The sequence below is a fragment of the Streptomyces sp. NPDC045998 genome (assembly GCF_056430285.1).
Genome location: NZ_JBWKLJ010000007.1, coordinates 399750 through 423587 on the forward strand (window position 1 = coordinate 399750; position 23838 = coordinate 423587).

Below are 23838 nucleotides of genomic sequence, written 5' to 3' on the forward strand. Positions count from 1 at the left end.
TCACTCCACGATCGCGAGCTCGCGCGAGGTGGTGTTGAAGCGGCGGGCACCGTCCTCCGTGACCGTGACGATGTCCTCGATCCGCACGCCGAAGCGGCCCGGGAGGTAGATCCCGGGCTCGACGGAGAAGCACATGCCGGGGACGAGCGGCAGCTCCTCGCCCTCGATCATGTACGGCGGTTCGTGCGTGGTGACGCCGATGCCGTGGCCGGTGCGGTGGATGAAGTGCTCGCCGTACCCGGCCTCGGTGATCACGGCGCGGGCGGCCCGGTCCACCTCCTGGCACGCCACCCCGGGCCGGACCGCCGCGACCCCGGCCTGCTGCGCCTCCCGTACGAGGTCGTGGACGCGGCGCTCCTCGGGGGTGGGCTCGCCGACGTGGACGGTACGGGAGGTGTCGGAGCCGTACCCGTGCTTCAGGCCGCCGAAGTCGAGGACGACCATGTCGCCCTCCTCGATGGTGCGGTCGCCCGCCTCGTGGTGCGGGTTGGCGCCGTTGGGGCCGGAGCCGACGACGGTGAAGTCCACCTGGGAGTGGCCGAAGTTCAGCAGCAGCGCCGCGAGGTCGGCGGCGACGTCGGTCTCCTTGCGCCCGGAGAAGCGCACCTTGAGGATCTCGCGGTACGCCGCGTCGGCGGCGGCCCCGGCCGCCTCCACGCGCTCCAGCTCCCGCGCGTCCTTGACCGCGCGCAGCATGGGCAGCGCCTCGGTGAGCGCGGCGTACGCGCTGTCGGGCAGGCGCCGCTGGAGCCCGAGGAGGTGCAGGGCCCAGGCGTTGTCGCTGACGCCGAAGCGGCCCTTGGGGTCGAGGAGCGGCGCGGCGACGGCGTACGGGTCCACGGCGTCGGTCCAGTCCCGCAGCGTGAGCGCGGCGGCGCCCGCGGCCCGCGCGGCGTCGGGGGCCTCCAGCGCCGGTACGACGAGCACCGGCTCCTCGCCGGGCACGAGCACGAGGAGCGTGAGCCGCTCGGTGTCGGCGGGAACGCGGTACCCGGTGAGGTACACCAGGTCGGGGCCGGGCGCGACGAGCAGCCCCGCGAGCCCGGCCGCCGCCGCGGCGTCGGCGGCGCGGGCCATGCGGGCACGGTAGTCGTCGGCGGTGAACGGAGCGGGCGTGCTGTCCATGGGGTGCTTCCTCCCTGGTCCTCGGCCAGGCCATCCTCCGCGGCGGCTCGCCGGCCGCGCAACCGAGACGCTCGCGGCCGACGACCGCGTACGAGAGGTTCAGGACACCGGCACCACGAGGTCCGCGCTGTCGCGGCCGGCGGCGACCAGGCGGGCGTTGGCCTCGTCGGACTCGCGGACCCAGCGCTCGGCGTACGGCCGCGCCTTGCCGAAGCGGACGTGGCGTTCGACGAGCCGGCGGACGCGGCGGCGGTCGTCCAGCTCCAGGAACCAGACTTCGTCGAGGAGTCCGCGCACGGCGGCCCACTGCCCCTCGCCGTGCAGCAGGTAGTTGCCCTCGGTGATGACGAGCGGGACGTCGGCGGCGACGGGGATGCTGCCGGCGACCGGTTCCTCCAGGGCGCGGTCGAAGGCGGGCGCGTAGACGGTGACGCCGGGTTCGGCGGCGCGCAGCCGCGTGAGGAGGGCGACGTATCCGGCGGCGTCGAAGGTGTCGGGGGCGCCCTTGCGGTCGGCGCGACCGAGGCGCCGCAGCTCGGCCTGGGCGAGGTGGAAGCCGTCCATCGGGACGAGGACGGCCAGCCCGTCGAGGCGGTCGACCAGGCGGCCCGCGAGCGTGGACTTGCCCGCGCCGGGTGCGCCGGCGAGGCCCAGGACCCGGCGGGCCCCGGGGACGGCGAGGCGGCGGGCGCGGGCGGTGAGCTCGGCGAGTTGCTGCGCATCCATGGACGGCATTGTTCCCAGGTGCCCCACCTGGTGCCCGTCATACGTATAACCTGACTCCATGAGCCCCACCTCGTACATCGCCCTCGTCACCCTCGTCGTCCGCGACTACGACGAAGCCCTCGCCTTCTACACCGGCGCGCTCGGCTTCGAGCTCGTCGAGGACAGCCCCCGGCCGGACGGCGGCCGCTGGGTGGTCGTCCGCCCGCGCGGCGCCGGCGCGGCGACCGGGCTGCTCCTCGCCCGGGCGGCGGGCGAGGAGCAGGAGGCGAGCGTGGGCGCCCAGACCGGCGGGCGCGTCGGGTTCTTCCTCCACACCGGGGACTTCGCCGCCGACCACGCCCGGATGCGCGCGGCGGGCGTGCGCTTCCTGGAGGAGCCGCGCCACGAGCCGTACGGCACGGTGGCGGTCTTCGAGGACCTCTACGGCAACCGCTGGGACCTGCTGCAGCCCGCGTGAGGCCGGCCGGGCCGGACCGGTGGGACGGCTGCGGAAGGGGCGGGCCCGCTGCCCGACGCCACCCCTCTCCCCCTCCCCCACGTGCCACGCGCCTTGCGCCACACGCGCTCGGCCCGTCAGTCCGTCAGTCCGTCAGCGACAGCAGCGGGAAGGCGTCCACGCCCGGACGGTGCCGGGTCAGCAGGTCGCGGACGTGTTCCGTCAGGCGCCAGTCGTAGCCCAGGGACTCGACGGCGCAGCGTACGCTCGCGTACCGGGCGCCGGGGTTGCCGGCGCGCTGGACGTCGAGCCAGGCGTCCAGCTCGCCCAGGAAGGCCGTGTCGTCGATCCGGCCGCGGGCCGTGTTCCCCCCGACGGTCGCCCGCCGGCGCTCGCGTTCCACCTCGTTGAACCCGTACAGCTTCAGGCTCACCTCCTCCGCGCCTGCCAGGGTGTCGGGGCGGCTGTCCAGCAGGCCCTGGGCGAGGCCGTTGTGGTCCAGGGCGTGGGTGAGCGACAGGTCCCAGACGCGCCCGCTGCGATCGGTGAGCGGGATCGGGACCGTCTCGCCCGACCGCGTGACGCAGGGGCCGCGCAGCCCGGTCGCGGCAGCGGCGAGCAGGGTGCTGGCCTCGGACGGGTGCCAGCGCAGGACGTCCACCGCCCAGGCCGGGAGGGTGGGGTCGAGAGTGGTGCCGTCGCCGACGAGGCGGGGCAGCAGGGTCTCTTCGGGTACCTCTCCGTCGAGGCCGGGGCCGGCGACGTACACGGTGGTGCGCACGCCCGCCAGCCGGCAGGCCGCGAGCACGAGCGCGTCGAGCAGGGGACTGGCGAGGGTGGGCTCGTCGCCGTGGGCGAGGATGTCGCCGCCCATGTCCACGACGCCGATGTGGTCGGCGCCGAGTGCGCGGGCGGTCCGGCCTATCTGCTCGGCGAGGCCCTCCACCCCGGCGTAGGGGTCGAGGAGCCCGAGCCTCGTCGGCAGCCGTCCGGCGAGCCGGGGCAGGGTGGACACCCGCGGCGCGACCGGCTTCGTGCCGGGGGTGACGAGCGGCACGGGCAGGGTGGCGTGGTCGAGACCGGTGAAGTGGTCCGGGGCGAGGGCGCCGGGCAGCGGATCGACGGTGAGGCGCTCCCAGGCGTAGGTGAGGACCACGGCGTCGGCCCCGGCGCCCAGGTTCGCGTGGACGAGGGCGGTGCCGACCGGGTCGCCGCCGCCGCCCGCCGCGATGAACAGCTCGGTCACGAAGCCGCCCCGGCGGTACGCGTGCCCGTACGGATGCCGGAGATGCCGATCGGCGTGCCCATGTGCTTCCGGGCCCGCTCGTTCTGCTCGTGCAGACCCTCGTAGTACTCGCGGTCGAGCTGGACGACGGCGTCGGAGAAGAACATCCAGGACAGGATGTCGCGGTACTTGAAGCCCTCCGGGGTGAGCTGGACGCGGCGGCCGAGTCGGCGCAGGAGTCCGGTCTCCTCGGCGGCGTCCAGGATCGGCTCGAAGAGGTGGGCCTTGTCCTGGTAGCCGAACCGGTCCAGTTCGGCCAGGTCCAGGTCGAAGGTGTCCAGGACGAGGCGCTTGCGGATGATCTCCTCGTCGTCGAGGACGAAGCCGGTGAGGGGCTGCAGCGCGTGGGCGTTGGCCTTGGCGATGTAGTCGGCGACTTCGGACATGGACGGTTTGACGGAGCCCACCATGTAGTCGAGGACGCCGGTGTAGGAGCGGGCGCCCACACCGAGCCCGAGCAGCGGCACGCCGTGGAAGGTGAGCACCTTCTGCCGGTAGCCGCCGCGGCCGAGCTTCTTGTAGCGGACGGAGCCCTCCTGCACGTAACCGTGGTCGGTGAAGACCTGCCGGGCGTAGTCGTAGCGCTCGTACAGGTTCGGGGACTGGGCGTACTGGTAGGCGCCCGTCTTGGAGAACCAGGCGTCGGGGCGCACGGTCAGGAAGTAGGTGCTGATGGTGGTCGGTTCGAGCTTCGCGAGTTCGTCGACCGACGTCCGCCAGGTCTCGTCGGTCTGGCCGGCGAAGCCCATGATGAGGTCGGTCGAGAGGTCGGGCAGGCCCTTGTCCTGCACGATCTCGACGGCCCGGCGGATGACCTGCTCGCCCGCCTGGCCCCGTCCGGCCTCGCGTATCTCCTTCGGCACGAGCGACTGGATGCCGATGTTGGCCCGGGTCAGGCCGAGCTGCAGCAGGCCTTCGAGGGTGGCGGGCTCGTTGACGATGGAGTCCGGGGTGGCCTCGATGGCCACTTCCTCGACGGTGGAGCGCCAGTTGGGGTAGACCTCGTCCAGCGTGCCGAACAGCTTCTCGAAGTGGCGCAGCGACAGCAGGCTCGGGGTGCCGCCGCCGATGTAGACGGTGCGCAGCCGGCGGGCGCGGATGATGTCGGCGTGGTCGCGGAGCTGGGTGCACAGCGCGTCCATGTACGCCGTGTAGACGTCGGCGTCCTCGCTGATGACGGTGTACAGGTTGCAGAAGCCGCATTTGTAGCGGCAGAACGGCACGTGCAGGTACAGGTTGAGCTCGGGTACCTGATGGACGCTCAGGTCCCGCTGCCACGCCTCCTCGACGGTCCAGCGGCCGTCGAGCGGCCGGTAGGTGGAGCGCGACGGGTAGGAGTAGTTGTACGGCGGGATGACGCCCTGGCGGATGAAGTCGGTGAGCTGTGCGGCGTAGCCGGTCACGCGAAGTTGTCCCTCTCGTACAGGTGTGACGGTTCGGGTCAATCCGAGAGTCAAGCCGCGATCGGTGGCCGGAACCCACACCCGGTACCCACGAAAACCGGGTCTTTTGGGGGCTGTTGTCCCGTGCGATGACCCTAACTCCAGCGGAACAGTCGCTTCCGCAAAACTGAAACTCTAAGATCTCGCGCTTCCGCCCCCGGCTGTAGCTTGCTCCAACCGCTGACGCCTGATCAATGCCGCGCTCTGGTGGTTACGTTCATGGCCGTGGTCCAGCGGGTGAGGTCTACTGCGCTGCGTGAAGAAGAAGATCCTGCTGATCGAAGCACTCGCGAATTCGGGCCCGTATCTGCTGGACGCCGCCCACGCGCTCGGGCACGACGTCTTCGTCGCCACCCACGAGGACGTGTACGCGAGCTACCCCGCGGCGCTGCGCGACGGGATCGACGGCACGGTGTTCACCGACCTCACCGACCCGGAGCGGGCGCTGGCGGACCTGTCCGCGTTCGCCGGGGCGACGGGGATCGACGCGGTGGCCGGCTGCTGGGAGCTCTTCACCCCGCTCGTCGCCCGGCTGGCCCAGCGCCTCGGGCTGCCCGGCAACGACCCGCTGCGCGCCCAGGCGTGCCGGAACAAGGCCGAGATGGCCCTGGCCTTCGCGGCGGGCCGGGTGGCGGCGCCGCGCACGGTCACCGTGCACACGGCCGGGCAGGCGGCGCGCGCACTCGACCGCGCCGGCATCGGGTTCCCGGTGGTCGTCAAGCCGGCCGAGCAGGGCGGCTCGTGGGGTGTCAGCGTGGTCAAGAGGCCCGAAGAGCTGGACCTCGCCGTACGGCACGCCCAGTCCTGGCCGGTCGCCGCCCCGCACGGCCTGCCCATGGACCAGCGCGTCGTCCTCCAGGAGTACGTCTCCGGGCCCGAGTTCAGCCTCGACACCGTGGTCTGGCGCGACGAGTACGTGCACCTGCCCGTGGTCGAGAAGCACACCACCGGCGGTGCCTACCGGGCGGAGACCGGCCACACCTGCCCCGCCACCCTACCGCCCGCCGACGTCCGCGCCCTGCGGGCGGCCACCGAACGGGCCCTGAAGGCGCTCGGCATCCGCAACGGCGTCGCCCACACCGAGCTCAAGATCCCGTCCGGCGCGGGCCCCGTCGTCATCGAGGTCGGCGCCCGCCTGCCCGGGGACCACCTCGTGGAGGTCGTCCGCCGCGCCTCCGGCATCGACGAGGCCCGGGCGTACCTCCAGGCGGTTCTCGACGAGAAGCCGGACGTACCCGCGCCCCGGGAAGGGGCGTGCGCGATCCGGTTCCTCACCCCGCCGCGAGCGGGCACCTTCCGCGGGGTGACCATCCTCGGCCGGCACGACGGCCTGGTCGGCCGGCACATCACGACCACACCCGGCACCGCCGTCGGCAGTGCCCGCGACAACTCGGCCCGCATCGGCCACCTGGTCTTCGCCGCCGCGACCCCCGGCCAGGTCAACACCGACGCCGCCCACGCACTCGCCCACACCCGCATCGAAGTGAGCTGACATGCAGCGCATCGCGTTCCTCCGGTCCGTCGACATCCGGAGGGCCGACCCGTACATCCACGGCATCGCGCCCGCCCTGGCGCGGCTCGGAGCCGAGGCCCGGCTCTTCCACACCCACGGGGACGGCGGCCCCGAGCTGTTCCCGGGCACGAGCGAGCGGCTCGACCGCACCGCGACCCCGGACGAGTTCGTCGGGCGTGTGCGCGCCTGGGGGGCCGACGCCGCCGTGGCGATCTCCCTGCCGGACGAGCACGCCCTGCGTGACGCCGTCGTCAAGACGAAGCTGGAGGCGCTGGGCGTCCGCACGGTCATGACGCCTCTCGCCGCCACGCGCGTCCTGTGCGACAAGTGGGAGACCAAGCGGGTCCTGCACGCGCACGGCCTCACCACCCCGCCCGCCGTCCTGGTCGACGGTGACCTCCTCAACGGCCGTGCGCTGCCCGTCCCCGCCTACCCGGACGCCGTCCGCCTCGCGGCCCAGGACCTCGGCTACCCCCTCATGGCCAAGCCGCTGTGGGACTCCACCAGCATGGGCATCGAGTTCCTGCCCGACCGGGCCGCGCTCGACGGGTACCTGGCCGCCCGGCCGGCGGCGCACGCGGTCCTGGAGAAGTGTGTCGGCGGGCGGCTCTGCTCGGTCGACATCGTCGGCGCCGGCGGCCACTACACCGTCATGCCGCTCGTCTGGACCGGCACCGCGGGAGGTCCGCCCGCGTTCACCTTCGAGGACGTGCGCTCCGTCGATCCCACCCGGGAGGACGACTTCGGCCCCACGGCGCGGCGCCTGGTGGAGCTGTGCGCGGACCTCGGGGTCGAGGGGTCGGTCAACATCGACATGATCCACGCCGACGGCGTCTACCACGTCCTGGAGATCAACCCCCGGATCGGCGGCGCCACCACTCTGTCCATCGCCGCCAGTGGGCTCAACACCTTCGTGGCGCTCCTCGACATCCTGGACGGCACCTGGCCGACCCGCACGGACGCCCCGGCCGAGCGCTTCGCGATCGAGTGCCTCACCGCGAGCCCCACCCCCGCGCTGGTCGCCGAACTCCGCGCCCGTATCAACCTGGTCACCTGGCACGACCTGGTCATGGGCGGCCGCGACCACGGCGGCATCCTGACGTTCACCGTGGAGCGGGGCGACGAGCGGCGCGCGGTGAAGGAACTGTCCGAGCTGTGCGCGCGGACCGGCTTCCTCTCGGCCTCCCGGCTCGACAAGATCCGCCGCCTCCTGACCCCCGCGGTCCCGTGAGGATCCGCACCGGCAGGCGATCGGCACGCCGTCTCACCGCCCCGGGGGACGCACCGGGTGACGGACCGGGCGGCGGCGGGCTGCGGGCACGGGCGGGGCTGCCCGTACTCACCGGAGCGGGCCGCTTCGTCGCCGCACACGCGGTCGACAGCCTCGGCACCGGTCTCATGTTCGCCTTCACGGTCGTCTACCTCACGCACGCCACCCGCCTCTCCCTCACCGAGATCGGTGCGGCGCTCACCCTGGGGAACCTCCTCGCGCTGCCCGCCCCCGCGCTCGGCGGGTTCCTGCTGGACCGCTTCGGTCCGAAGGCGGTCGTCGCGGTCGCCAACCTCGTCTCCGCCGCCGGGTTCGCGGTCTTCCTGGGGGTCCGTTCGCCGTGGCAGATCAGTTTCGCCTACCTCGTCGTCCAGGCCGGTATCAACCTCTACTGGACGGCCGCCCGCAGCCTGGTGCCCCTGGCGAGTGTGCCGGGCGAGGAGCGCCTGTGGTTCGGGTTCATCTCGTCCCTGCGCAACCTCGGCATCGGAGCCGGGGCCGCCGTCTCGGCCGTCGCCCTGGCCCTGTTCGGGCCGGGCAGCCTCTCCGTGCTCATCGCCGCGAACGCCGCCACGTTCCTGTGCGCGGCGCTGCTGTTCTTCACCTGGAAGCCCGCCGGACGCCCGCCGGAACCGAAGACGCCACCGGAACCGAAGACCCTGACCGGCCCACGGGACGGCGGTGCCGCGCCGGCTCGGCGGAGGCGCCGGCCCGCCCTCCTCCGGGACGGCCGCTACCTCCTGCTCGTCGCGGTCAATCTCGCGTTCGTCCTCGCACAGATGGTGCCGCCGGTCCTGCTCGCCGTGTACGTCACCGGCACCCTGGGCGCGGGCGCGTGGCTCCCCGCCACCCTGCTGGTCGTGAACACGGCCGCCGTCGCCCTCCTCACCCCCGCGCTCACCCGCCGCTCGGCACGCCACCGCCCGCACCGTGCGATCGCGGGCGGATTCCTCGTCGGCGCCGGCGCCTTCGCCCTCTTCGCAGCGCCCCTCGCCTGGAAGGGTGCGCCCGGCTGGACCGTGGCCTCCGTCCTGGTGGCGGCGATGCTGCTGTTCACCCTGTCGGAGATCCTCAGCTCCCCCGCACTGAACGAACTCTCCGTCAGCCTGGCCCCCGCCGAGGCGGGCGGCCGCCACCACGCAGCCTTCCAGCTGTCCTGGTCCCTCGGCGGCGCCGCGGCGCCCGTCGTCCTCACCGCGCTCCTGAGCCGGCAGCCCGTACTGCCCTGGCTGCTCCTCGCCTGCCTCAGCGTGCTCGCCGTCCCCGCGGCCCGCGCCCTCGCCCCACCCGCCGACCCGGAGGAACCTCTGCCGTGATCGTCACCCTCGTGTCCGACGTCATGGACGTCCCCGCCGCGTCCTGGGACGCGCTGGCCGCGCAGGCGGGCTTCTACCTCTCCCACCGGTGGCTCGCCGCCCAGCAGCACGACTCCACCGCCCAGGTCCGCTACGCCCTGGTGCACGACGACGGCCGGCTGATCGCCGCCGCACCGCTGTACGCGGTCGACTCCGAGCCCAACGCCCTCTACCGCGTGCACGAGCTGCTCCCCGGCCGCGCACCGGCCAGGCCCCTGCTCGCGGGAGCCCGCCGCGGCTACCTCAACGCCCCGCTCCTCCATCCCGGCCTCGGCCCCGCCCGGCGGCGCGAGGCCCTGGGCCGGCTCGTGTCCGCAGCCGCGTCCCTCGCCGCCGCCCGGGAGGCACAGCCGTGGTGGCTGTACGTCACCGACACGGCGGCGGCCGAACTCGCCGAGGCCTGCGGCACCGAGCCGATACGGCTGGGCGAGGACGCGCGCATCCCGCTGAGCGGCGGCACCTTCGACGCCTACCTCGCGGGCCTGCCGTCGAAGCGGCGCGTCGCCGTCCGCCGCGAGCGCCGGGCCTTCGCGGAAGCCGGATACGAGGTGCGCACCCTGCGGCTCTCCGCGTGCGCCGACGCCGCCGGCGCCCTCCTCGCCCAGCTCCAGGAGCGCCACGGCCACCCGGCCGACCCCGCCGTCATGGCCCGGCTGCTGCGCGACCAGGCCGACGGCATGGGCGACAGCGGAACCGTCCTCGCCGCGTACGCCGAAGACCGCATGGTCGCCTTCAGCCTCTTCTACCGCCACGCGGGCACCGTCTGGCTCCGCGCCACCGGCTACGACTACGCGCGGCTGCGAGGCGCGCACGAGTACTTCAACCTCGTGTACTACCTGCCCATCGAGGACGCGTGCGCCCACGGGGCCACCGCCCTCCATCTCGGCATGGAGTCCCTCCGCGCCAAGACGCTCCGCGGAGCGGTCACCGCGCCGCTGTGGGCGGTCCCGGGCGCCTGAGCGCCCGGGACCCGGCCCGCCGCGCTCAGTCCCCGTCGGGGACCAGCCGCAGCGAGACCGAGTTGATGCAGTACCGCTGGTCCGTCGGCGTCGGGTAGCCCTCGCCCTCGAAGACGTGCCCGAGGTGCGAGCCGCAGCGGGCGCAGCGGACCTCGGTGCGGACCATGCCGTACGTGCGGTCCTCGATCAGCTCGACGGCGTCGCTCTCCTTCGGGTCGTAGAAGGAGGGCCAGCCGCAGTGCGATGCGAACTTCGTGTCGGAGGTGAAGAGTTCCGCCCCGCACGCGCGGCAGGAGTAGACGCCCTTGGTCTTGGTGTCGGTGTACTCACCGGTGAAGGGGCGCTCCGTGCCGGCCTCGCGCAGGACGTGGTACTCCTCCGGGGACAGCTCCGCACGCCACTGCTCGTCCGGCTTCTCGACCTCGTACGCCATCGGGCCCTCCTCAGTTCGCCAGGCGGGCGATGCGGTCCAGGATCCTCGGCCCGAGGTCCGTGACGTCGCCCGCGCCCATCGTCAGAACGAGGTCGCCGGGCCCGGCCATTCCCGCGACGACGTCCGGCACGGTGTCCTTGTCGGACACCGGCGTGACGTCGGCGCCCGCCGCGCGGGCCGCGTCGATGATCAGGGCGCTGGTCACGCCCGGGATCGGGTCCTCGCGGGCCGGGTAGATGTCGAGGACCACGGAGGCGTCGGCGAGCGCCAGCGCCTGGCCCATCTCGGTGCCCAGCTCTTGGGTGCGGGAGAACAGGTGCGGCTGGAAGACGACCAGCAGGCGGCGCTCGGACCCGGCGGCGGCGCGCATCGCCTCCAGGTCGGCGGTCATCTCGGTGGGGTGGTGCGCGTACGAGTCGATGACCTGGACGCCCGCGGCCTCGCCCTTGAGCTGGAGGCGCCGGCCGACGCCGGTGTACGCGGTGAGGGCCTGGGCGAGGGCGGCCGGGTCGATGCCGAGGCGGGCGCCGGCGGCGAGGGCGGCGGCGGCGTTGTGGGCGTAGTGGCGGCCGGGCACCGAGACGGTGAAGACGATCTCGTCGTGGCGGTCCGGGAGGACCACGCTGACCTCGCTGGTCATGCCCTTGGGCGTGATCCTGCGGATCCAGACGTCGGAGTGCTCCGCCTCGCCCACGGTCACCACGTGCAGGTCCGGCCGGCCCGAGACCCGGCCCGCCAGCTCGCGGGCGCCCGCGTGCTCGCCGACGACCAGGGTCCCGCCCGGGTGGATCTTGGCGACGAAGGCCTCGAAGGACTCGTAGATCTCGTCCATGGAGGCGTAGTTCGCGTGGTGGTCCAGCTCGACGTTGAGGACGATGGCGACCTCGGGGTCGTACTTCTGGAAGCTGCGGTCGCTCTCGTCGGCCTCCGCGACGAAGATGCCGCCGTCGCCGTGGAGCGCGTTGGTGCCCGGCCCGGCGAGGTCGCCGCCGATGGCGTACGAGGGGTCGAGGCCGAGCTCGGTGAGGGCGACGGCGAGCATCGACGTGGTCGTGGTCTTGCCGTGCGTGCCGGCCACGGCGATGGAGCGCAGGCCGGTCATGAGGGCGGCGAGCGCGTCGGAGCGGTGGACGACGGGGATGGCGAGCTCGGTGGCGCGGGCCAGCTCCGGGTTGTCGGCGCGGATGGCGCTGGAGACGACGACGCAGCTGGTGTCGGCGGCCACGTGCTCGGCGGCGTGCCCGATGTGGACGGTCGCGCCCAGGGCGCGCAGGGCGGCGGCGGTCTCGGAGTCGCGCGCGTCGCTGCCGGCGACCTTCGCCCCGCGCTGGGCGAGGATCTTGGCGATGCCCGACATTCCGGCGCCGCCGATGCCGATGAAGTGCGGCCGTTCCATGGCTGCGGGAATCGCGGCAGCGGCGGCAGGGATGGCGGGTGCCATGCGTGTGTCTCCCCGGGTGTGGCGGTACGTGAGCGGCCCCAGCCTATTCGGTCGGCGCCTCGTCGTTGTGCGCGAACAGCTTCAGCACCGGTACGCCGACCTTGTGGCGGGCGCGGGAGGCCCAGTCGCGGTGGAAGAACTCCTCGACGTAGTGGGGTGCGGTCAGCACGATGACCTCGTCCGCCTGCGCCTCCTCCACGACGGCTTTCAGCTTGTCGAGGGGGTGGTCCTCGACGACCTGGCCCACGGCTTCGCAGCCCGCGTCGCGCAGCGCCTGGAGCGAGTGCTCCAGGGCCTGCCGGGCGGGCAGCTCGGCGGCTCTTCCCTCGGGCTGCTTGCCCTCGCGGACCGCTTCCTTCAGGTCGCCCATGGCGACGTCGTCGATGGCCCGGAGCAGGACGACGGACTGGTCGCCGCGGGGCTGCATCAGCACGATGAAGGAAGCGCCCTCGTCTCCGTGCAGGTCCGTGACGAAATCCACGTCCACCCGGGACAGCGGCTTTTCGATCATGAGAACGCTTGTGAACACCTCGGATGCCCTTCTGCGGAAACCATCCTTCCCCGTGGCCGCACGGGGACTGCGAGATTAGTGTGCCCACCCGGAGCGAACCGGAACGACCTATTCCGCTTATTGCCACGAGCGGGAGGGCCCCCGGGGCACGCCCTCAGGGGCGCCGGTACCGGGTGAAGAGAAAACCTTCCTCCTCCAGGATCGAGTCGAGCGCGAATCGTTCCGGCACCGCCAGCGACGGCCCGCCGGCGATGCGCTGCGCGTTCCCCGCGGTGAGGGTGGGCGAAACCGTCAGGCACAGTTCGTCCAGCACCCCGGCCGCCACCAGCTGCCCCAGCAGCCGCGGCCCGCCCTCCGTGAGCTGGCGGGTCAGGCCGCGCTCGGCCAGCACCCGTACCGCCCGCGCCGGCTCGACGCCCGGCCCGTCGCCCGCGACGAGCACCTCGGCGCCCGCCCGCTCGGCCTCCCGCACCCGCTCCGGGGGCGCCGCGGCCCCGGTGAGCAGCAGCGTCGGCACGAGGGGCTGCGTGAACAGCGGAGCCGAGAAGTCCAGGGCCAGCGAGGCGCTGACCACCGCGATCGCGGGAGCGGGCCCCTGTCCGGCCGCCGCCCGGCGCGCCGCGAAGGCCTCACGCGCGCGTGCCGGGCGGTAGCCCTCCGCCCGTACGGTCTCGGCGCCGACGATCACCACGTCGGCGAGCGCCCGCAGGGTGCCGAAGATCCGCATGTCGGCGGCGGACGAGATGGGCTCGGAGCGGCCGTCGTGCTGGGCGGCCCCGTCCAGGGAGGACACCATGTTGGCGCGCAGCCACGACAGGCCTCCCGGCGAGGCGCCGGGCCGGGGGTCCGGCTGCCGGTCGGGGTACGCGTAGGCCTCGGCCAGCTCGTCGAGGGACCACTCGCGGTGCTCGGCCGCCGCGGGTGTCGGGTCGGTCACAGGGAACAGGCGTCGCATGCCGTGCAGTCTGACACGGCGCTTAGAGTGGGAAACGTGTCCACCAGTGCCCCCCGTGCCATGACCACCGAAGCGGCCCCGGCCCCGCTGTCCCTGTGTGCCCGCGAGCCGCGCGTCCCCGCCGAGCGGCTGGTCGCCGAGATGGTGCCGCCGCCGCGGTTCGACGCGGTGCGCTTCGACACGTACATCCCCGACCCGAACCAGCCCAGCCAGACCCAGGCGGTCGAGGTGCTGAGCTCGTTCGCCGCCGGGCTGGGGGGCGCGCACGCGAGCGGCGCCGGCAAGCGCCGCTGGTTCCAGCGGAAGCCCGCCGCGCCCTCCGCGCCGCGCGGGGTGTACCTGGACGGCGGGTACGGCGTCGGCAAGACGCACCTGCTGGCCTCGCTGTGGCACGCCACCCCGGCGGAGCCGTCGCTCAAGGCCTTCGGCACCTTCGTGGAGCTGACGAACCTCGTGGGGGCGCTCGGCTTCCAGCAGACCGTCGCCACGCTCAGCGGGCACCGGCTGCTGTGCATCGACGAGTTCGAGCTGGACGACCCGGGCGACACCGTGCTCGTGTCGACGCTCCTCGGCAAGCTGGTCGAGGCGGGCGTGGCGCTGGCCGCCACGTCGAACACGCTGCCGGGCAAGCTCGGCGAGGGCCGGTTCGCCGCCGCGGACTTCCTCCGCGAGATCCAGGGCCTCTCCGCCCACTTCCGGCCGCTGCGCATCGACGGCGAGGACTACCGCCACCGCGGGCTCCCCGAGGCCCCGCCGCCGTACGCCGACGAGCAGGTGACGAAGGCGGCGCACGCCACGCCCGGCGCGTCGCTCGACTCCTTCCCGCGTCTGCTGGAGCACCTGGCCCGGGTCCACCCGAGCCGGTACGGGGCGCTGACCGACGGCGTCGCGGCGGTCTGCCTCACCGGCGTGGAGCCGGTGCCGGACCAGTCGACGGCGCTGCGGCTGGTCGTCCTGGCCGACCGGCTGTACGACCGGGAGGTGCCGGTCCTCGCCTCCGGGCTGCCGTTCGACCAGCTGTTCAGTGACGAGATGCTGAACGGCGGGTACCGCAAGAAGTACTTCCGGGCGATCTCGCGGCTCACCGCGTTGGCGCGCGACGCGAAGCGGCTGGTGGAGCAGTAGGTTTGGGGCCAGTCGGGACCGTCCTTCCGAAGGGAACCCACATGGCCACCACGCGTCACGCGCACACCGTCTGGGAAGGCAACCTCACCGAGGGCACGGGCACCGTGTCCCTCGACTCGTCCGGCATCGGCAGCTACCCGGTCTCCTGGCCGGCCCGCGCCGAGGAGCCGAACGGCAAGACGAGCCCGGAGGAGCTCATCGCCGCCGCGCACTCCAGCTGCTTCTCGATGTTCCTCTCCGGCGCCCTCACCAAGGCGGGCAACCCTCCCACCCGCCTGAACACCCAGGCCGACGTGACCTTCCAGCCCGGCAAGGGCATCACGGGCATCCACCTCACCGTGGAGGGCGAGGTGCCGGGGCTGGACGAGGCCGGCTTCGTCAAGGCCGCCGAGGACGCGAAGGCGGGCTGCCCGGTCAGCCAGGCCCTCACGGGCACGGAGATCACCCTCACGGCGAAGCTCGCCTGACGCTCCGCCCGAGGTTCCACCTGTCTCTCCGTCCGTCTCTCCGTCCGTCTCTCCGCCTGTCGGGCGCCTGACGGCCGCGCGACGATCGCCCGACGCGTCCGTCCGGCTCCTCTCGTACGGGTGAGGCGACGTGGCCCGCACGGCCCCCGCGGTTCACACCGTCCGCACTGTTCACGTGTCACCACACCGCGTGATACACACGTGCGGGTCACGTCACACCTCCTGTCGCCGCCAGCAGAAGGTTGGTGCCTCATGTCCGCAACACGCCGTCAGATCCTGGCCCGTACCGGGGCGTCCGTCGCCTCCATCGCCTTCACCGGGGCCGTCTCCGAGGTCTTCGCGGGTACGGCCGCCGCCCGCGGCCACGCCGGTTACGGTCCGCTCGTGCCCGACCCCGCCGGCCTGCTCGACCTGCCGAAGGGCTTCCGCTACAAGGTCCTCTCCCGCGAGGGCGGCCCGCTCGGGTCCGAGGGCCGCGTGCCGAGCAACCCCGACGGCATGGGCGCCTTCCGCGGCCCGCGCGGCCGGGTCCTGCTCGTGCGCAACCACGAGAACAGCCACAGCGGCAGGGCTCCGGTGCCGACGATAGGGGGACTGACCTACGACCCCGGGGCACGGGGCGGCTGCACGGTCATAGAGCTCGACGCACGCAACAACGTCCTCGGCGAGCGCGTCGGCGTCGCCGGCACGGCCGTCAACTGCGCGGGCGGGCCCACTCCTTGGAACACCTGGCTCACCTGCGAGGAGAACGAGTCCAAGGCGGGCACCAACGGCTACACCAAGGACCACGGCTTCATCTTCGAGGTCGACCCCGTCGACCCGCGGAACACCGGGGCCGTCCCGCTGACCGCGATGGGCCGATTCCAGCACGAGGCGATCGCCGTCGACCCGTACAGCGGGATCGTGTACGAGACGGAGGACGCCTTCCAGCAGCCGTTCGGCCTCTTCTACCGCTTCCTGCCGGACAAGCCGCTCGGCGGCACCGGCTCGCTGCGCGCGGGCGGCGAGCTGGAGGCGATGCGGGTGCCGGGCGTGCCGGACCTGTCCGCGATCCAGGAGACCGGGGCGGTGTTCGACGGCATCGAGTGGGTGCCCGTACCCGACCCGCAGGCGCGCGAGACCCCCATCCGCATCCAGGACTTCGGGCGCAAGGGCATCACGCACGCCCAGAAGCTGGAGGGCTGCTACTGGGGCGGCCGGTCCGTCTACTTCGTCTCCAGCTTCGCGCGCGCCTCGCAGGGATCGGCGGCCGACCACTACGGCCAGGTGTGGAGGTACGAGCCGCACCGGCGCCGGCTCACGCTGGTCGTCGTCTTCGGGCCGAGCACCGACCTCCAGCTGCCGGGCGAGTCCCCCGACAACATCTGCCTGGCGCCGAGCGGCGGGCTGATGGTGTGCGAGGACGGCGACGGCGGGCAGCACGTGTACGGGCTGACCAAGCACGGCGAGGTGTACCCGATGGCGCGCAACGCGCAGAACATCGGTACGCCCGAGGCGCCGGAGTGGGGCGAGTTCGCGGGCGTCACCTTCTCGCCGGACGGCGGCACGATGTACGTGAACTGCTACTCCCCGGGGACGACGTTCGCCGTCACCGGTCCGTGGCGGTGACACGGGCGCAGCGCTCCGCCCGGACCGTCCATTAATCATATAGTTTCACTATGTGATCGAACCTGTACGGTGTGCTGTCCGGAAGCTGTCGTCGGTGACCGCTCTCGCCGCTCTCGCCGCCGCTCTGACCGGCTGCGGCGGAAGCGGCTCCGGCGTCGCACACGCCCCGCCGCCCGCCGGGTCGCCGAGCGCCTCCCCGTCCCCCTCCCCCGCACGCGTCGCCCCGCGTACGCCGCCGACGATGGCGCCCGGCCCCGGTGGCCTCACGCCCGTGTTCACCCGGGGACCCGCCCGGACCGAGAAGACGGTCGCCCTGACCTTCGACGCCGACATGACGGCCGGCCAGGGGTCGCGGGCGGCGAGCGGCGAGCGGTTCGACAACCCGCAGCTGATCGCCACGCTCAAGCGCCTGGAGGTCGACGCGACGATCTTCATGACGGGCCGCTGGGCCGAGCAGTACCCCGACCAGGCGAAGGCCATCGGCGCCGACCCGCGCTTCGAGGTCGCCAACCACTCCTACAGCCACTACGCCTTCAAGGCGCCCTGCTACGGGCTCCCCGCCCTTGAGGCCGGCGACGGGCGGGCCATGGCCGCCGACGTACGCCGCGCCTTCGACGCCTTCCGGGCGGCGGGCGTGCGCAACGTCGTGCCGTACTTCCGCTTCCCCGGCGGCTGCTACGACGACGACGCGCTGCGCGCCCTGGCGCCCGCGCGGGTGACCGCCGTGCAGTGGGACGTGGTCGGCGGCGACGCCTTCGCGACCGACCCGGACGCGGTGGCCGAACAGGTCCTCGCCGGTGTGCGACCGGGCTCCCTGGTGGTGCTGCACTGCACCCGCAGCGCGGCGCCCGTGACCGAACAGGCGGTCCGCACGATCGTGCCGGAGCTGCGCAGGCGCGGCTACCGGTTCGTGAAGGTGTCCGAGCTGATGGGCAGGTGAAGCGGCGCCGCCCGACAAGGCGTCGCACGCAAAGCCGTCGCACGAAAAGGCGTTGCCCGGCCGGAGGCCCGGCTGCCAGGCTTCCGGCCATGTCCGACACCACCCACGGCGGCGTGGCCGCCCTCTTCTCGCGCGGCCGGCTGACCGCCATCCCGCGCAAGGCGGCCCGCCGCGAGCAGCTGCTCAACCACCTGACGGAAACGCTGTTCGAGCGGGACCGGGGCTACACCGAGCGCGAGGTCAACGACGCGCTGCTGACCGTCCACGAGGACTACTCCGCCCTGCGCCGGTACCTGGTGGTGGCGGGGCTGCTGACCCGTACCAGGGACGGCAGCAGCTACCGCCGCGCCGCGTAGGACGCGGAACGCCGCCGGAGACTAGCCGGAGCAGGCCGTGCGCTCGGCCTCGCGCCACTCGCAGACCGGGCACAGCGTGATGCCCTTGGTCGACTCCGGGTACTCGGTCGGCTCCTGGCACAGGACGCAGGCGGCGTACGGCCCCTCGCCGGCAGCCGGGGGAACCGGCTTCGTCTCCGTCTCGCAGTACGCGTCGTCGTACGGATCGTCCATACGTACGAGCGTACTCACTCGCGCCACGCGGTGAGCCAGCACGCCCGCGCCACGGGGAGGGTCAGCTCTGTGCCACCTTCTGCGGAGTGAGCTCGCTGGGCCGGACGATCACGAAACCCTCGCCCCGGAGCATCAGCTGCACCGCCTCTCCCGAGCCGCCGCGGATCATGGAGCCGACGGACTGGGAGCGGTGGAGCCCGGTGTCGAGCTGGGCGCTCCAGCCGACGACGGCGTCGGTGTCCACATACACGGGCTGGTGGGCGGTGACGGGGATGACGATGGGGCTGCCGTCGCAGACGACGGCGAGCTTTCCGTACCCGGTGAAGACGCTGTTGAAGAGCCCGCCGCCGGTCATGCCGGCACCCTTCACGGTCCTGATCTCGTACGAGAGGGTCGGGTCGAAGCACAGGACGTTGCGGCCGTTGACGGTGAGCGCGTCGCCCTGCTCGATGTCGACGAGGAAGCAGTTCTGCGCCTCGTGGGCGAACCACGCCTCGCCCTGGCCGCGCACGGCCATCAGCGGCAGCCCCTCGCCGGTGACGGCGCGCTTGAGCATGCCGCCCAAGCCCTGGCCCTTGCGCTCGAACTGGAGGTTGCCGCGGAAGGCGATCATCGAGCCCTGCCGGGCGTACATCTCGCCGTTGACCGCGTACTTGACCGACTTGGCGTTCTGGAGCGTCATGCCGGGCGCCGCGGCCTGCTGCGCCAGGTTGTCGGACGCGAAAAGATCGCTCTTCATACGGGCATCCTGTCCCGGAATCCGCGGCTCCGCCAAGGAGCTCCTCCGGCCCGGCTGGCAGACTGTCCCGGTGAGCAGCGCAGAAGCCCCCGGAGCCCCGGAAACCCCCGAAGTCCCCGCACGCCCCGAGTTCGCCCTTCCCCTCGTCGTACGCATCGAGCGGGACGGTCCGCCCGCGCGTACCGACGCCCTGGAGACCGCGGCACGCGCGGTGGTCGTGATGCTCTCCGACGACCGGTCCCTGGGCGACGGCGCATGGGCCCGGGCCGTCCGGGACTGGGAGGACGCGCGGATCCGCAAGGTGGTGCGCCGGGCGCGCGGCGCGGAGTGGCGCAAGGCGTCGCGGCTGCCGGGCATCACCGTCACCGGTGGCACCGCCGAGGTGCGGGTCTTCCCGCCCGTACCGGTGGACGGCTGGCCCAAGGAGCTGGCCAAGCTCCAGGTCTCCGGCACCGAGCTGGACGACACCGGAGCGCTGCCGGACGTCGGGCCGGGGCAGGTGGTGCTGTGGCTCAACCCCGGGCTGCGCATGTCGACCGGCAAGGAGATGGCCCAGGTGGGGCACGGCGCGCAGCTGCTGTGGTGGGCCCTGGACGACGCCCGGCGCAAGGCGTGGCGCGAGGCCGGTTTCCCGCTCGCGGTGCGCACCGCGGACCCCGGCCGGTGGGCGGAGCTGACCGCGAGCGGGCGGCCCGTCGTGCGGGACGCCGGGTTCACGGAGGTCGCTCCAAACAGCACTACGGTCGTCGCCGACTTTCCCGTACGGGTCAACTGAACGCCGCACCACCGGTATACGTACCTCCCAGTAATGCCATTCGGTTCGGGAGGCTCCACCTTGTTGTTGCGACGCATCAACGGCACGGCACTCATCATCGCGGCGCTGGTCGCCACGGTCGGCGCGCTGGCGTTCCCGGTCTGGTCGTACGCCGACCGCTCCGGCACCGGCGAGGCCAATCTCAACGCGTCGACCGTGGCCACCCAGTGGGGCCCGCTGTCGGCGACCGACCGGGACTTCCTGGTGAAGGTGCGGCTGGCCGGCCTGTGGGAGCTGCCGGCCGGCCAGCAGGCGATCGAGCGGGCGCCCAGCCAGGCCATCAAGGAGGCCGGCGACCACCTCGTCGTCGGCCACACCGACCTGGACCAGCGTGCGCGGGACGTCGCGGCGAAGCTGGGCGTGGAGCTGCCGAACCAGCCGTCGGAGCAGCAGCAGGGGTGGCTGCGGGAGCTGTCGGCGGCGAGCGGCGAGGAGTACGAGCGGAAGTTCGCCAACCTGCTGCGCAACGCGCACGGCAAGGTCTTCGCGCTCGTCGCCCAGGTGCGGCACACCACCCGCAACACGCTGATACGGCAGCTGGCGAGCGACGCCAACCAGACGGTGCTGGACCACATCACGATGCTGGAAGCCACGGGCAAGGTCGACTTCGACGCGATCGCCAACGAGGCGGCGGGGCTGGCGACCGCGAGCCCGTCCGGTCCCCCGGCGCCCAACGGCAACCTGCCGCCGGCGCCGTCGCCGGCCGTGCCCTCGGGCGACCAGCAGTTCACCTCCCGGCCGTCGACGCAGCCCGGGCCGCCGACCGCGATCAACACCAACCGCCCGTGAGGCCCCTCCGGCGGGCGGAAGCTCAAATCAACCTCTGAACCTTCCCCGGGGTGGGTTGATCACTCCCCGCCGGGGCCATCACCCCTCCACGAACGTGCAGGAGGGGGACAGGGACATGACGGAACTGAGGCTGGGTACCGGCATCGGCTGGCGTCCGGAGATCGCGGACGCGGTGGCGGGACTGCCCGGGGTGGACTGGGTGGAGGTGGTCGCCGAGAACGTCTGCGCCGACCACCTCCCCGATCCGCTGCTGCGTCTGCGCGAGCGCGGGGTCACGGTCGTCCCGCACGGCGTGTCCCTCGGCCTGGGCGGCGCGGACCGCCCGGACGCGGGGCGGCTGGCGGCCCTCGCCGCCACCGCGGAGGCGCTGGGCGCGCCGCTGGTCACCGAGCACATCGCCTTCGTACGGGCCGGGGGACCCGCCGGGCCGCTGGAGGCGGGGCACCTGCTGCCGGTGCCCCGCACCTGGGACGCGCTGGACGTGCTCTGCGAGAACGTCCGCATCGCGCAGGACGCGCTGCCGGTGCCGCTGGCGCTGGAGAACATCGCGGCGCTGGTCTCCTGGCCGGGCGAGGAGCTGACGGAGGGCCGGTTCCTCGCGGAGCTGGTCGCCCGCACGGGGGTGCGGCTCCTGATCGACGTGGCCAACCTCCACACGAACCACGTCAACCGCGGCGAGGACCCCGCGAAGGCGCTGGACGAGCTCCCCGTCGAGGCGATCGCGTACGTCCACGTCGCGGGCGGCGTCGAACGGGACGGCGTCTGGCACGACACCCACGCCCACCCCGTCCCCCGCCCGGTCCTCGACATCCTCGCGGACCTGTCCTCCCGCGTCTCGCCGCCGGGCGTCCTGCTGGAGCGCGACGACGACTTCCCGCCGGCGGCGGAGCTGGCCGCGGAGCTGACGGCGATACGGGAGACGGTGCGCCTCGGGGCGCACGCGGTACGGCGGGCTGCGGCGGCACCGGCGGGTGCGGCGACACCGGTGGGTGCGGCGATACCGGTGGGTGCGGGCGTGGGCGCGGGCGTCGGGAGGGGCCCGCGCATCCCCGCCCCCGCCGCGCCCCGCCCCCGCGAGGACGGCGCGCCCGACGCGGCCCGCGAGCGGCTGTGGGTCGCGCAGACCGCCCTGCTGTCGGCGCTCGTCGCCGGGACGCCCGTGCCCGAGGGGTTCGACCGGGCGCGGGTGCGGGTGCAGAGCCGGGCGCTGGCGGCCAAGCGGGCCCGGGTGGTGGCCAAGCTCGCGCCCGAGGTGCCGGAGATCCTCGGCGACGGCTACCGCGCCTCGTTCGTGGAGTACGCCCTGGCCCGGCCCATGCGCGGCGGCTACCGGCGCGACGCGCTGGACTTCGTCGAGCACCTGCTCGCGGCCGACGAGCCGGCCGACCCGGTCGCGCGGCGGCGGCTCACCCGGTGGTGGAAGGAGCGCGCGGGGGCCCGGCCGCCGGGGCGCGTGACCCGTCTCGTCCGGTCCGTGCTGGCCCGGCGGTGAACGCCGTGGACGTCTTCGCCTACGCGATCGTCGCGACCGTCCTCGCCTCCTCCCTGGTGCTGCTGTCCGGCACCCTCGCCTCCCGGCCGCGCGGCTCCACGGGAGAGGTCCGCGACTGGGGGGAGGCCGCCTTCCTGGGCGGCGGGCCCGCCCGCGTCGTGGACAGCGCCATCGCGGCGCTCCACGCGGACGGGCGCCTCGTCGTCGCCGGGCCCGGCGTCGTCTCCGTACCGCACCCGGTCCCCCGCGACGCGATAGAGCGCGCCGTGATCGACGCGTACCACGGGGCGCCGAGCGGCGCGCTGTACCTGGTGCGGGCGGCCGCCATGCGGCACCCGGCGGTGCAGGAGGTGGGGGACGACCTGGCCGCGCGGGGCCTGATCGTACCGCCCGGTACCCGGCGGGTGTGGCGCCGCTGGAGCGTCGCCCAGGGGATGGTCTGTCTGCTGCTGCTCCTCGCGGGCATTCCCGTGACCCTGGTGCAGCTGACGTGGCGCCTGGTGGACGATGACCCGCCGTTGCCGCTCATCGTCACGGTGGGCCCGGCCCTCGCCGTCGGCGGTGTCGTCGCCCTCTGGTGCGGCCGCCTCGTCGCCTCGGGGATGACCCGCGCGGGCCGCGCGGCGCTCACCGCGTACGGCAGGGCCCATGGCCACCTCGGCGATCCGGCGCACGTGGTGGCGTTGCAGGGGGTGCGGGCGGTCCCGGATCCGGACTTTCGCGGCCATCTCGTCTCGGCGCGCCGGATGTATCCGAGCGGCGGCTCGGGCACCACGTCCGTCTCGGCCGCGCTGCTCGCCGACGGCGCGCCCGGCGGGGTCTGGTGCGGCGGCTCCGAGCCCGGGCGGTCGGGCTGCGGCTCCGGTTCCGGCTGCGGTTCCTCCACCGGATCCAGCTGCGGGAGCGGCAGCGGCTCCAGCTGCGGGAGTGGGAGCGGCGGTGGTTCGAGCTGCGGCGGCGGCGGTGGCGGGTCGAGCTGCGGAGGCGGGTCGAGTTCGTAGGGGTTAAAAGGACGCCGGTGCGGCGCGCGTGACGCGCGCCGCACCCGGAGCCTGACCCGGTGTCGCTGGAGCGTCGGGCGCAGTCGCCCGCCGTCTGATCTTCCGGGTCTGTGGGGCGGCGCGGCTTACGCGAGCCCCGCCACCAAGTCCGCCACCGACTTGCGGCGGCCGGTGTAGAACGGGACCTCCTCGCGGACGTGCATCCGCGCCTCGGAGCCGCGCAGGTGGCGCATCAGGTCGACGATGCGGTACAGCTCGTCGGCCTCGAAGGCCAGGAGCCACTCGTAGTCGCCGAGCGAGAAGGAGGCGACGGTGTTGGCGCGCACGTCGGGGAAGCCGCGCGCCATCTTGCCGTGGTCGGCGAGCATGCGCCGCCGCTCCTCGTCGGGCAGCAGGTACCAGTCGTACGAGCGGACGAAGGGGTACACCGAGACGTAGGCGCGCGGCGTCTCGTCGGCGAGGAACGCCGGGATGTGCGAGCGGTTGAACTCGGCGGGGCGGTGCAGCGCCATGTTGGACCAGACCGGCTCCAGGGCGCGGCCCAGCTTGGTCCGGCGGAAGAGGTTGTACGCCTCCTGGAGCGCGTCCGAGGTCTCGGCGTGCCACCAGATCATCAGGTCGGCGTCGGCCCGCAGGCCGGAGACGTCGTACGTGCCGCGCACGGTGACGTCCTTGGCGGCGAGCTGGTCGAACAGTTCCTGGACCTCGTCGGCGTAGCCGGCGCGGTCCTCGGGCAGCACGTCGCGCAGCTTGAAGACGGACCACAGGGTGTAGCGGATGACCTCGTTGAGGTCCTTCGCCTTCTTACCGGCGTTCGGGATCTTTTCGGGCGCACTCATACGG

Annotated in this window: 25 protein-coding genes; 14 read left to right on the top strand and 11 right to left on the bottom strand. The window is 73.4% G+C overall.

The features are described 5' to 3' along the window. Together AC07FJ_RS22830 and AC07FJ_RS22835 are read right to left on the bottom strand one after the other, a co-directional pair. Complete coding sequence (locus tag AC07FJ_RS22830; protein ID WP_479051173.1) at nt 1–1125, bottom strand: M24 family metallopeptidase; 1125 nt, start codon at nt 1123–1125, stop codon at nt 1–3. 99 nt (nt 1126–1224) lie between these two features. Next, nucleotides 1225–1860 (bottom strand): nucleoside/nucleotide kinase family protein, encoded by a 636-nt coding sequence (locus AC07FJ_RS22835; protein ID WP_479051174.1) that lies wholly within the window; start codon nt 1858–1860, stop codon nt 1225–1227. Between the two features lie 49 nt (nt 1861–1909). Here AC07FJ_RS22835 and AC07FJ_RS22840 point away from each other — a divergent pair, with 49 nt between their 5' ends. Beyond that, nucleotides 1910–2308 carry a VOC family protein gene (locus tag AC07FJ_RS22840; protein WP_479051175.1) on the top strand — a complete coding sequence of 133 codons (399 nt, stop codon included), beginning with the start codon at nt 1910–1912 and terminating at the stop codon, nt 2306–2308. A 124-nt stretch (nt 2309–2432) separates the two neighbouring features. On the opposite strand, the gene AC07FJ_RS22845 is transcribed toward AC07FJ_RS22840, so the two are convergent. Continuing rightward, on the bottom strand, nt 2433–3533 hold the full coding sequence (locus tag AC07FJ_RS22845) for a DUF1152 domain-containing protein (RefSeq protein ID WP_479051176.1): 1101 nt from the start codon (nt 3531–3533) through the stop codon (nt 2433–2435). Beyond that, nucleotides 3530–4975: a coproporphyrinogen-III oxidase family protein gene (locus AC07FJ_RS22850; RefSeq protein ID WP_479051177.1), complete on the bottom strand. Its 1446-nt coding sequence runs from the start codon at nt 4973–4975 to the stop codon at nt 3530–3532. The genes AC07FJ_RS22845 and AC07FJ_RS22850 overlap by 4 nt, the downstream gene beginning before the upstream one ends. Before the next feature lie 295 nt (nt 4976–5270). Between AC07FJ_RS22850 and AC07FJ_RS22855 the strand changes: the two genes are divergently transcribed. Genes AC07FJ_RS22855 through AC07FJ_RS22870 form a run of 4 tightly spaced genes read left to right on the top strand, consistent with a single transcriptional unit; the run spans nt 5271 to nt 10111 of the window. Beyond that, the gene (locus AC07FJ_RS22855) at nt 5271–6506 is read left to right on the top strand and encodes an ATP-grasp domain-containing protein (protein ID WP_479051178.1); all 1236 of its coding nucleotides are present in this window, start codon (nt 5271–5273) and stop codon (nt 6504–6506) included. Between the two features lies 1 nt (nt 6507). Then, nucleotides 6508–7758, top strand: a complete 1251-nt coding sequence (locus AC07FJ_RS22860; RefSeq protein ID WP_479051179.1) for an ATP-grasp domain-containing protein — start codon at nt 6508–6510, stop codon at nt 7756–7758. Further along, the gene (locus AC07FJ_RS22865; protein ID WP_479051180.1) at nt 7755–9113 is read left to right on the top strand and encodes an MFS transporter; all 1359 of its coding nucleotides are present in this window, start codon (nt 7755–7757) and stop codon (nt 9111–9113) included. The genes AC07FJ_RS22860 and AC07FJ_RS22865 overlap by 4 nt, the downstream gene beginning before the upstream one ends. Beyond that, nucleotides 9110–10111: a GNAT family N-acetyltransferase gene (locus AC07FJ_RS22870; RefSeq protein WP_479051181.1), complete on the top strand. Its 1002-nt coding sequence runs from the start codon at nt 9110–9112 to the stop codon at nt 10109–10111. The genes AC07FJ_RS22865 and AC07FJ_RS22870 overlap by 4 nt, the downstream gene beginning before the upstream one ends. Nucleotides 10112–10136: 25 nt before the next feature. On the opposite strand, the gene msrB is transcribed toward AC07FJ_RS22870, so the two are convergent. The 4 genes from msrB to AC07FJ_RS22890 all read right to left on the bottom strand — a co-directional run bounded on the left by msrB (nt 10137) and on the right by AC07FJ_RS22890 (nt 13451). Continuing rightward, the gene (gene msrB / locus AC07FJ_RS22875) at nt 10137–10544 is read right to left on the bottom strand and encodes a peptide-methionine (R)-S-oxide reductase MsrB (protein WP_479051182.1); all 408 of its coding nucleotides are present in this window, start codon (nt 10542–10544) and stop codon (nt 10137–10139) included. Nucleotides 10545–10554: 10 nt separating this feature from the next. Further along, the gene (murC, locus tag AC07FJ_RS22880; protein ID WP_479051183.1) at nt 10555–11985 is read right to left on the bottom strand and encodes a UDP-N-acetylmuramate--L-alanine ligase; all 1431 of its coding nucleotides are present in this window, start codon (nt 11983–11985) and stop codon (nt 10555–10557) included. A gap of 43 nt (nt 11986–12028) precedes the next feature. Further along, on the bottom strand, nt 12029–12514 hold the full coding sequence (locus AC07FJ_RS22885; protein WP_479051184.1) for an indole-3-glycerol phosphate synthase: 486 nt from the start codon (nt 12512–12514) through the stop codon (nt 12029–12031). Nucleotides 12515–12650: 136 nt separating this feature from the next. Further along, nucleotides 12651–13451: a pyrimidine reductase family protein gene (locus tag AC07FJ_RS22890; RefSeq protein ID WP_361424706.1), complete on the bottom strand. Its 801-nt coding sequence runs from the start codon at nt 13449–13451 to the stop codon at nt 12651–12653. 60 nt (nt 13452–13511) lie between these two features. Between AC07FJ_RS22890 and zapE the strand changes: the two genes are divergently transcribed. From zapE to AC07FJ_RS22915, 5 genes are all read left to right on the top strand, one after another. Further along, on the top strand, nt 13512–14576 hold the full coding sequence (zapE, locus tag AC07FJ_RS22895) for a cell division protein ZapE (protein WP_479051253.1): 1065 nt from the start codon (nt 13512–13514) through the stop codon (nt 14574–14576). 41 nt (nt 14577–14617) lie between these two features. Next, nucleotides 14618–15043: an OsmC family protein gene (locus AC07FJ_RS22900; RefSeq protein ID WP_479051185.1), complete on the top strand. Its 426-nt coding sequence runs from the start codon at nt 14618–14620 to the stop codon at nt 15041–15043. Between the two features lie 252 nt (nt 15044–15295). Further along, nucleotides 15296–16651 (top strand): alkaline phosphatase PhoX, encoded by a 1356-nt coding sequence (locus tag AC07FJ_RS22905; RefSeq protein ID WP_479051186.1) that lies wholly within the window; start codon nt 15296–15298, stop codon nt 16649–16651. Nucleotides 16652–16745: 94 nt separating this feature from the next. Continuing rightward, nucleotides 16746–17591 carry a polysaccharide deacetylase family protein gene (locus AC07FJ_RS22910; RefSeq protein WP_479051187.1) on the top strand — a complete coding sequence of 282 codons (846 nt, stop codon included), beginning with the start codon at nt 16746–16748 and terminating at the stop codon, nt 17589–17591. An 89-nt stretch (nt 17592–17680) separates the two neighbouring features. Then, the gene (locus AC07FJ_RS22915) at nt 17681–17947 is read left to right on the top strand and encodes a DUF2087 domain-containing protein (RefSeq protein ID WP_479051188.1); all 267 of its coding nucleotides are present in this window, start codon (nt 17681–17683) and stop codon (nt 17945–17947) included. Between the two features lie 21 nt (nt 17948–17968). Here AC07FJ_RS22915 and AC07FJ_RS22920 read toward each other — a convergent pair whose 3' ends face one another. Then, on the bottom strand, nt 17969–18160 hold the full coding sequence (locus tag AC07FJ_RS22920; RefSeq protein WP_479051189.1) for a hypothetical protein: 192 nt from the start codon (nt 18158–18160) through the stop codon (nt 17969–17971). Between the two features lie 61 nt (nt 18161–18221). Beyond that, the gene (locus AC07FJ_RS22925; protein WP_479051190.1) at nt 18222–18899 is read right to left on the bottom strand and encodes an AIM24 family protein; all 678 of its coding nucleotides are present in this window, start codon (nt 18897–18899) and stop codon (nt 18222–18224) included. Nucleotides 18900–18969: 70 nt separating this feature from the next. Here AC07FJ_RS22925 and AC07FJ_RS22930 point away from each other — a divergent pair, with 70 nt between their 5' ends. The 4 genes from AC07FJ_RS22930 (at nt 18970) to AC07FJ_RS22945 (ending at nt 22995) form a co-directional block, all read left to right on the top strand. Continuing rightward, nucleotides 18970–19674, top strand: a complete 705-nt coding sequence (locus AC07FJ_RS22930; RefSeq protein WP_479051191.1) for a peptidyl-tRNA hydrolase — start codon at nt 18970–18972, stop codon at nt 19672–19674. A 66-nt stretch (nt 19675–19740) separates the two neighbouring features. Further along, nucleotides 19741–20502 (top strand): DUF4142 domain-containing protein, encoded by a 762-nt coding sequence (locus AC07FJ_RS22935; protein WP_361424818.1) that lies wholly within the window; start codon nt 19741–19743, stop codon nt 20500–20502. Between the two features lie 124 nt (nt 20503–20626). Then, nucleotides 20627–21994: an MbnB/TglH/ChrH family RiPP precursor modification enzyme gene (locus AC07FJ_RS22940; protein WP_479051254.1), complete on the top strand. Its 1368-nt coding sequence runs from the start codon at nt 20627–20629 to the stop codon at nt 21992–21994. Between the two features lie 5 nt (nt 21995–21999). Then, entirely contained in the window at nt 22000–22995 is a 996-nt protein-coding gene (locus tag AC07FJ_RS22945; RefSeq protein ID WP_479051192.1) for a TIGR04222 domain-containing membrane protein, read from the top strand. 125 nt (nt 22996–23120) lie between these two features. On the opposite strand, the gene hemQ is transcribed toward AC07FJ_RS22945, so the two are convergent. Then, complete coding sequence (gene hemQ / locus AC07FJ_RS22950; RefSeq protein ID WP_361424680.1) at nt 23121–23834, bottom strand: hydrogen peroxide-dependent heme synthase; 714 nt, start codon at nt 23832–23834, stop codon at nt 23121–23123. Nucleotides 23835–23838: the final 4 nt, after the last annotated feature.

What these genes read in the sequence shown, in the direction of transcription:
- AC07FJ_RS22830 (WP_479051173.1), bottom strand. Translation starts at nt 1,125, where the DNA reads ATGGACAGCACGCCCGCTCCGTTCACCGCCGACGACTACCGTGCCCGC.
- AC07FJ_RS22835 (WP_479051174.1), bottom strand. Translation starts at nt 1,860, where the DNA reads ATGCCGTCCATGGATGCGCAGCAACTCGCCGAGCTCACCGCCCGCGCC.
- AC07FJ_RS22840 (WP_479051175.1), top strand. Translation starts at nt 1,910, where the DNA reads ATGAGCCCCACCTCGTACATCGCCCTCGTCACCCTCGTCGTCCGCGAC.
- AC07FJ_RS22860 (WP_479051179.1), top strand. Translation starts at nt 6,508, where the DNA reads ATGCAGCGCATCGCGTTCCTCCGGTCCGTCGACATCCGGAGGGCCGAC.
- msrB (WP_479051182.1), bottom strand. Translation starts at nt 10,544, where the DNA reads ATGGCGTACGAGGTCGAGAAGCCGGACGAGCAGTGGCGTGCGGAGCTG.
- murC (WP_479051183.1), bottom strand. Translation starts at nt 11,985, where the DNA reads ATGGCACCCGCCATCCCTGCCGCCGCTGCCGCGATTCCCGCAGCCATG.
- AC07FJ_RS22890 (WP_361424706.1), bottom strand. Translation starts at nt 13,451, where the DNA reads ATGCGACGCCTGTTCCCTGTGACCGACCCGACACCCGCGGCGGCCGAG.
- zapE (WP_479051253.1), top strand. Translation starts at nt 13,512, where the DNA reads ATGACCACCGAAGCGGCCCCGGCCCCGCTGTCCCTGTGTGCCCGCGAG.
- AC07FJ_RS22900 (WP_479051185.1), top strand. Translation starts at nt 14,618, where the DNA reads ATGGCCACCACGCGTCACGCGCACACCGTCTGGGAAGGCAACCTCACC.
- AC07FJ_RS22905 (WP_479051186.1), top strand. Translation starts at nt 15,296, where the DNA reads ATGTCCGCAACACGCCGTCAGATCCTGGCCCGTACCGGGGCGTCCGTC.
- AC07FJ_RS22915 (WP_479051188.1), top strand. Translation starts at nt 17,681, where the DNA reads ATGTCCGACACCACCCACGGCGGCGTGGCCGCCCTCTTCTCGCGCGGC.
- AC07FJ_RS22920 (WP_479051189.1), bottom strand. Translation starts at nt 18,160, where the DNA reads ATGGACGATCCGTACGACGACGCGTACTGCGAGACGGAGACGAAGCCG.
- AC07FJ_RS22925 (WP_479051190.1), bottom strand. Translation starts at nt 18,899, where the DNA reads ATGAAGAGCGATCTTTTCGCGTCCGACAACCTGGCGCAGCAGGCCGCG.
- hemQ (WP_361424680.1), bottom strand. Translation starts at nt 23,834, where the DNA reads ATGAGTGCGCCCGAAAAGATCCCGAACGCCGGTAAGAAGGCGAAGGAC.